The organism is Acetobacter sp. AN02 (genome assembly GCF_029759835.1).
GTDB lineage: Bacteria > Pseudomonadota > Alphaproteobacteria > Acetobacterales > Acetobacteraceae > Acetobacter.
The window spans coordinates 1-6,324 of record NZ_JAJJND010000109.1 but is presented as its reverse complement, the minus strand read 5'-3'; the positions used below and the strand labels follow the sequence as shown (position 1 = coordinate 6,324).

The window sequence follows — 6,324 nt, the reverse complement described above, 5'->3', positions numbered from 1 at the left end:
TTGTCATCCCATCAACCCCAAGCCATAAAAAACGGGAACTCTCCTTTTGAGTGGATACAAAAAAGGGGGCACGTCACAGGCCACCAATGATCACCCATTCTTCGTCTGTCAGGTCGCCACGCATCCACAGGTCTCCGTAAAGACCAACGTTGAATCACGTCCAAGCCAGTCTGAGAAGATCTTTTGTCAACAGAACCTAACAATTTTGATGTTTTCTTTATTTAGTCATGTTCCGGCACAAGGGGGGGCGACTTTCACTGGCAGAATATTCCGGTACGTGGAAAATTACCCGGGTCGCCGGTGCCGGGTCGATGGTTGCCACGGATGACGCCGGCGCCGGGAAACTGGTGGGAAAGACGGTCATCATCAGTGACAGGACTCCTTCTTTTCCGGAAGACAGCTGTAAGCTGAAAGAACCGGCGACGGCCAGGAAGATGTCTGCTGCAGAAGTCGACAGCTACCTCAGGGACAATCTCGCAGGTCGGGATGATATTGAGCTGAAAGATGACAGTCTGGCAGCATCGCCGGTATTTATCTCAGACGGATGTATTGAAGGATTTGTAACCAAAAAGGGAAATCTCCTGCTGATCGCATGGACGAATGTTTTCTACCAGGTAGAGCGTGTGAAAGCGCACCATGTCGCGTCCGGTCTTGACAGGACGCAGCTGAGAAGATAAGGCTTCGCGCGTCTCCGGGAGTCATAAGCTTCCGGATGCTCCTTCCTGATTTCAGGTTCTGCGCAGCGGATAATGAGGCCCGCCCGGGCTTTTCACGGACCGCTTCCATGCCATCCGGCTGCCGCGCGGCATAACCTGCTTCCTTATGTCCGTATCCGTCATCCGGGACGAAATCTGCATGCATCTTGCCGAACTCAAGGCCAAATCTCCGGCCGATCTTCTGTCATACGCGGAAAGCCTCAATATCGAGAACGCGTCATCCCTGCGCAAGCAGGACATGATGTTCGCGATCCTCAAGACGCTTGCGGACAATGATCAGGCCATCTACGGCGAAGGTACGCTGGAAATCCTGCCTGACGGGTTCGGCTATCTCCGCTCCCCGGAAGCGAACTTCCTCTCCGGGCCGGACGATATCTACATCTCTCCGAGCCAGGTCCGCCGCTTCGGCCTGCGTACTGGTGATACGGTCGAGGGACAGATCCGCGCGCCGCGCGACGGAGAGCGGTATTTCTCGCTGCTCAAGGTCAACACCATCAATTTCGAGCCGCCCGAGGCGGTACGCCACCGGATCAACTTCGACAATCTGACGCCGCTCTATCCCGAGCGCCGCCTGCAGATGGAGATCGAGGGACAGACACCGGCAGAGCCCGAACCTGCGCCCCGCGGCAAGAAAACCCAGACCCGCGACTTCACCCCCCGCGTGATCGATCTGGTCTCCCCGATCGGTATGGGCCAGCGCGCCCTGATCGTCGCGCCGCCGCGTACCGGCAAGACCGTGATGCTCCAGAGCATCGCCACCTCCATCACGACCAATCATCCGGAAGTGTTCCTGATCGTTCTTCTGATCGACGAGCGTCCGGAAGAGGTGACGGATATGGCCCGCTCCGTACGCGGAGAGGTCGTGGCCTCCACCTTCGACGAGCCGGCGACGCGCCATGTTCAGGTGGCGGAGATGGTGCTGGAGAAGGCCAAGCGCCTGGTCGAGCACAAGCGCGACGTCGTGATCCTGCTGGACTCCATCACCCGTCTGGCGCGTGCCTACAACACCATCGTCCCGTCCTCGGGCAAGGTGCTGACCGGCGGTGTGGACGCCAATGCGCTCCAGCGTCCGAAGCGCTTCTTCGGTGCGGCGCGTAATATCGAGGAAGGCGGCTCGCTGACGATCATCGCAACCGCCCTGATCGATACGGGCTCGCGCATGGACGAGGTCATCTTCGAGGAATTCAAGGGCACCGGTAACTCCGAGCTCATCCTCGACCGCAAGCTGGCCGACAAGCGCACCTTCCCGGCCATCGACATCACCAAGAGCGGCACGCGTAAGGAAGAGCTTCTGGTCGATCGCGCCACGCTCTCCAAGATGTGGGTGCTCCGCCGTATCCTTGCGCCGATGGGCACGATGGATGCGATGGACTTCCTGCTGGACAAGCTGAAATACAGCAAGTCCAACAACGACTTCTTCGAGGCAATGAACAACTGAGCCAGGTGCTCCGGCATCTCTCATACGGCTGAGGGCCGCGTCCCGTAAGGGCCGGTCCTCAGCCTTCTGCCGTCCCTTGCCTGATCCGTCCGAAGCGCACGGCGGTATGCCCCTGGGCCGGACGCAGATTCGGCAGGATCAGCATGCAGTGATCCCAGGGCGTGCGGATATCCTCCCCGCCATCCCGGGCAATCACCGTTCCCCGCTCCGGCACGATATCCCCGTTGCGCCAGTTCCGCGTGAACCGCAGCGCGGCTGTCCGGGCCGCCACACTCCGCTCCACCTTTGCATGCAGCGGTCTGCGGCGATGCCGTATATGCCCCTGGTGCGTCATCCCGGTGATCGCAAGAAACCGCGCGACGGTGGCACGGGTGTCCGCAACCGTCTCCGGCATCCAGTGCTCCCCGGCCTCCAGGAGGCAGGCGGCCGCCCGTCCTCCGGCTGCCGTAAAGCGCGGCATGTCAATCAGTCTCAGCCCGTCACGATGTCGCTGATCCGTCACGATCAGACGCGGCGCCCCGATCCTTCGCGCCAGAGCCTGCCCCCGCTCCTGGTCCGGCCCTTCGTCCGGGCCTTCCGCACCTGCGGAACACAGCAGCGCCGGAGCTCCCGGCCAGAGCATGGAGTGAAGATCGAGCACCATATCCGCCGAACCGATAAGCGGGAGCAGACTGCGGACCCGCTCGCGTTCCCTGCTCCCGTGCAGTTCCTCTGAGGAAAAGCCCCAGAGCCGGTTCATATCCTCGTCCAGAAAGCGGGACAGCGCGGGGCGCCCGGGATCGAAGCTGTCAAAGGCAGCAAGATTGAGAAACACGACGGACAGCGTGCCGCAGACGGGACGGAAGCCGGAGGAAAGCAGCTCGTCCAGAACGATGGCTCCGGCAAATTCATTACCGTGCATCAGCGCGGATATCACCACATGCGGCCCGGGCTGCTCCGCACGGAACGTATGCACGCCCTCGATGCCCGTATTGCCTGCCCGCCAGCGGGAGAGATCGGGAGGTGTCAGCCCGATCCGGAACGGCGGCAGCGCCGGGGCGGGCCGGGGCAGCATCTCGGACAGCTCTCTGGGCCGGGGGCGCCGGATGGTGGCGTCCGCGTCCTCCTTCCGGCTGTCCGGTGCGGAGGTCATGGCCGGAGGCAGACCCGCCGGACCATCTCGCGCAGGAAGGTATCGCACCGGACGAGCTGCGTGGCGGCAATCCATTCATCCGGACGATGAGCCTGCCGGATGTCTCCGGGGCCGCAGACAATGCTGGGGACGCCTGCGTTCTGATAGATCCCGGCCTCGGTGCCGTAGGACACCAGCCCCGTCTCGTTGCATCCCGTCACCTGCCGCACGAGCACGGCAAGCGGATCATCCTGCGGCAGATCCAGCGGAGGCAGCTCGTTGAGGATCCGGAAGGACAGGCTGCTCTGCGGATCAGCCGCCTTCATCCAGCTTTCCGTCTGTGCCCGCATGACCTCCTCCATCCGGGCAAGGAATTCACGGGCATCATCTCCGGGGACCGTGCGCCATTCGATCTCCGCCCGGGCCTTGTCCGGAATGATATTGAGCGCTTCTCCGCCCGAGGCCACGCCGATCTGCGTGGTGCTGTGCGGCGGCTCGAATCCCTCGACACGCCGCCCCTTCTCGGCAAAGGCGCGGGCAGATGCGGCGGTCCAGGCCATGGCCTCCCCCAGCGCATGAAGCGCATTCACACCTTCTCCGGGGCGGGAGGAGTGCCCGGCCCGGCCCGTTACGGTCATCTCGGCGGAAAGACGTCCTTTATGGCCCGTCACGGGCGTCATCAGTGTCGGCTCACCCACCACGCACATCGACGGCAGCAGCCCGCGCTCCGCCACGTCCCGGATGAGCACCCGGGCGCCGTCGCAGGTGATCTCCTCGTCAAATGTCAGGAAAAGATGGACCGGACGGGCAAGCGGCATCGCAAGAACATCCGGTACCGCCGCCAGCATACAGGCGACAAATCCCTTCATGTCCGTGGCACCCCGGGCCGTCAGCCGCCCGTCTTCCTCCCGCAGGGAAAACGGATCGCCGCTCCAGTCCTGCCCCGTCACCGGGACCGTATCCACATGCCCGGCAAAGGCGATCCCGCCCGGCCCGGCAGGACCGAGAACGGCGTGCAGATTTGCCTTGTTCCCGTCCTCGTTAAAACTCAGATGAGACGGGACGCCATGCCCCTCCAGCCAGGCTTTCACCTGTCCGATCAGCGGCAGATTCGTATGGCAGCTCGTCGTGTCGAAGGAGACGAGATGTCTGAGCAGGGCGATACTGTCACCCGAGGCAGGGAAGGGCTGGCTGATCATGGGGAAAGTATTGCGCCGGAATGGCCGGGCTGCAATCCCGTGACATCCTCACGAAACGGATGCGCACATATCCGGGTCAGGAAAGAACCGCCTCCGCCGTCCGGGGCTGCCAGAGCATTGCCGTCCGGAATCCGTATGCGGGCAGCGCGGCCAGCAGAGCCGCGTCCGTCCCGTGCGGGGAGGTCGTCATATAGCGGTCAGGTTCCTCCGCCCCGTCCGTCCCGTGCAGCGGCGGAAGAATTTCCGCCGTCCTGCGGGCCACGGCATCGGCCGGATCCAGCCACAGAATTTCCGGCCGGGGCGAAAGTTCGCGGAACAGCGGCAGGAGAAAAGGATAATGCGTGCAGCCCAGCCCGACCACGTCGATCCGCTCGCCACCGGGCTGCGCGAACAGCCCCTCAAGTTCGGCAGATACGGCCTCGCGGCTCACGGGCTGATGGCGGAATGCCTGTTCCGCCAGAGCAGCCAGATGTCTCGCACCGCAGGCCACCAGGTGGCAGTCGGGCGCATAGGTCGCCTGAAGCTCCGCCACATAGGGACGGCGAACCGTCGCGGGGGTGGCCAGCAGGCCGATCACGCGTGTCCGGCTCAGCCGTGCCGCCCAGCGTACTGGCGGCACGCAGCCGGCAAAAGGCGTACCCGGCAGGGCTGCGCGCAGGGCCGAAAGCGCCAGTGTGCTGGCCGTATTGCACGCCACCACGACCGCATCGGGCGCAAATTCCGTCACGGCCGCGCGGAGCAGGGCCACGATGTGAAGGATCAGCCGTTCATCCGGCTGGTCGCCGTAGGGAAACAGCGCGGTATCGGCAAGATAGTCGATCCGGGCCTGCGGAAGATGCGTCCGCAGAGCGGCGGTGATGCCAAGCCCCCCGGTTCCTGAGTCAAAAACCAGGAGCCGGGACGCACGGGATGTCACGAATCGCGGGCCGTCTTGTGCGCCAGGGCCTCTTCCAGACTGCCGACGCCGCCGTGTTTGCGGGACCAGGCGCAGGGATCTTCCAGAAAGCGCCGGACCTCGGACGCGGCGGCCTCCGAGAAGTAGGGTCGCTCGGCACAGGCTTCCAGAACATCCCACCAGGTGCAGAGCGAATGCAGGGAGATATCCATCTCCTTGAGCGTCTGATGCGCGCCGGGGAACACGCCGTAGAAGAAGACCACGAAAGTGTGGTTCACCAGCGCGCCGGCATCACGCAGCGCCTTTACGAAACCGATCTTGGACGCGCCGTCCGTCGTCAGATCCTCGACCAGCAGCGTCCGCATCCCCTCGGGCACATCGCCCTCGATCTGCGCGTTGCGGCCAAAACCCTTCGGTTTCTTGCGGACATAGGCCATCGGCGTCAGCATCCGGTCCGCAAACCACGCGGCAAACGGAATGCCCGCCGTCTCTCCGCCGACAACCGCATCAAAGCTCTCATAGCCCACATGGCGGCTGATTTTCTCAACGCCCAGCTCGACGATCTTCGCACGCGCACGGGGGAAGAAGATGATCTTGCGGCAGTCGATATAGACCGGGGATTTCCAGCCGGATGTCAGGGTGTAGGGATCCTCGGGCCGGAAATTGACGGCTTTTATTTCCAGAAGCAGCCGCGCCGTAACAAGCGCCGCATCACGATCCCAGGCTGACGCATCGCTGCCCGAAATAACGTCCTGACCGACCATTCCCGCATCCCTTCATGACTGTGCGCCATCCAATACCGGGAAGGCACGGAAAAATCCATCCGCACGGATCAGGACGCAGGATTCTGGTCAGATGATTCATCGTGGAGTTCGGGCAGCTTCCGTCTAGGTGTTTAGTCCCGGGATTTGATGGGTTGGATTTATGATGAATTTTTCTGGCTCTGAAGTCCAGATTTTGCAGAC

The 6,324-nt window shown here is 62.9% G+C and carries 6 protein-coding genes; 2 read left to right on the top strand and 4 right to left on the bottom strand.

The window, feature by feature from the left end; all coding sequences use genetic code 11:
- Nucleotides 1-311: 311 nt before the first annotated feature.
- Entirely contained in the window at nucleotides 312-677 is a 366-nt protein-coding gene (locus tag LOC54_RS10780) for a hypothetical protein (RefSeq protein WP_279313816.1), read from the top strand.
- 178 nt (nucleotides 678-855) lie between these two features.
- On the top strand, nucleotides 856-2,154 hold the full coding sequence (rho, locus tag LOC54_RS10775; RefSeq protein WP_279313817.1) for a transcription termination factor Rho: 1,299 nt from the start codon (nucleotides 856-858) through the stop codon (nucleotides 2,152-2,154).
- Between the two features lie 58 nt (nucleotides 2,155-2,212).
- Here the strand turns inward: rho and LOC54_RS10770 are convergent, their stop codons facing one another.
- The 4 genes from LOC54_RS10770 to LOC54_RS10755 form a co-directional block, all read right to left on the bottom strand.
- Nucleotides 2,213-3,334 carry a succinylglutamate desuccinylase/aspartoacylase family protein gene (locus LOC54_RS10770; protein ID WP_279313815.1) on the bottom strand — a complete coding sequence of 374 codons (1,122 nt, stop codon included), beginning with the start codon at nucleotides 3,332-3,334 and terminating at the stop codon, nucleotides 2,213-2,215.
- Entirely contained in the window at nucleotides 3,283-4,464 is a 1,182-nt protein-coding gene (gene argE, locus LOC54_RS10765) for an acetylornithine deacetylase (protein WP_279313814.1), read from the bottom strand. The genes LOC54_RS10770 and argE overlap by 52 nt, the downstream gene beginning before the upstream one ends.
- Before the next feature lie 76 nt (nucleotides 4,465-4,540).
- The gene (locus tag LOC54_RS10760; RefSeq protein ID WP_279313813.1) at nucleotides 4,541-5,380 is read right to left on the bottom strand and encodes a glutamate racemase; all 840 of its coding nucleotides are present in this window, start codon (nucleotides 5,378-5,380) and stop codon (nucleotides 4,541-4,543) included.
- The gene (locus tag LOC54_RS10755; protein ID WP_279313812.1) at nucleotides 5,377-6,123 is read right to left on the bottom strand and encodes an orotate phosphoribosyltransferase; all 747 of its coding nucleotides are present in this window, start codon (nucleotides 6,121-6,123) and stop codon (nucleotides 5,377-5,379) included. Before LOC54_RS10755 ends, LOC54_RS10760 begins: the two co-directional genes overlap by 4 nt.
- Nucleotides 6,124-6,324 lie beyond the last annotated feature (201 nt).

Bases quoted from the DNA above. Each gene is read 5' to 3' on its own strand.
- LOC54_RS10780 (WP_279313816.1), top strand. From the start codon at position 312: ATGGTTGCCACGGATGACGCCGGCGCCGGGAAACTGGTGGGAAAGACG.
- rho (WP_279313817.1), top strand. From the start codon at position 856: ATGCATCTTGCCGAACTCAAGGCCAAATCTCCGGCCGATCTTCTGTCA.
- argE (WP_279313814.1), bottom strand. From the start codon at position 4,464: ATGATCAGCCAGCCCTTCCCTGCCTCGGGTGACAGTATCGCCCTGCTC.
- LOC54_RS10755 (WP_279313812.1), bottom strand. From the start codon at position 6,123: ATGGTCGGTCAGGACGTTATTTCGGGCAGCGATGCGTCAGCCTGGGAT.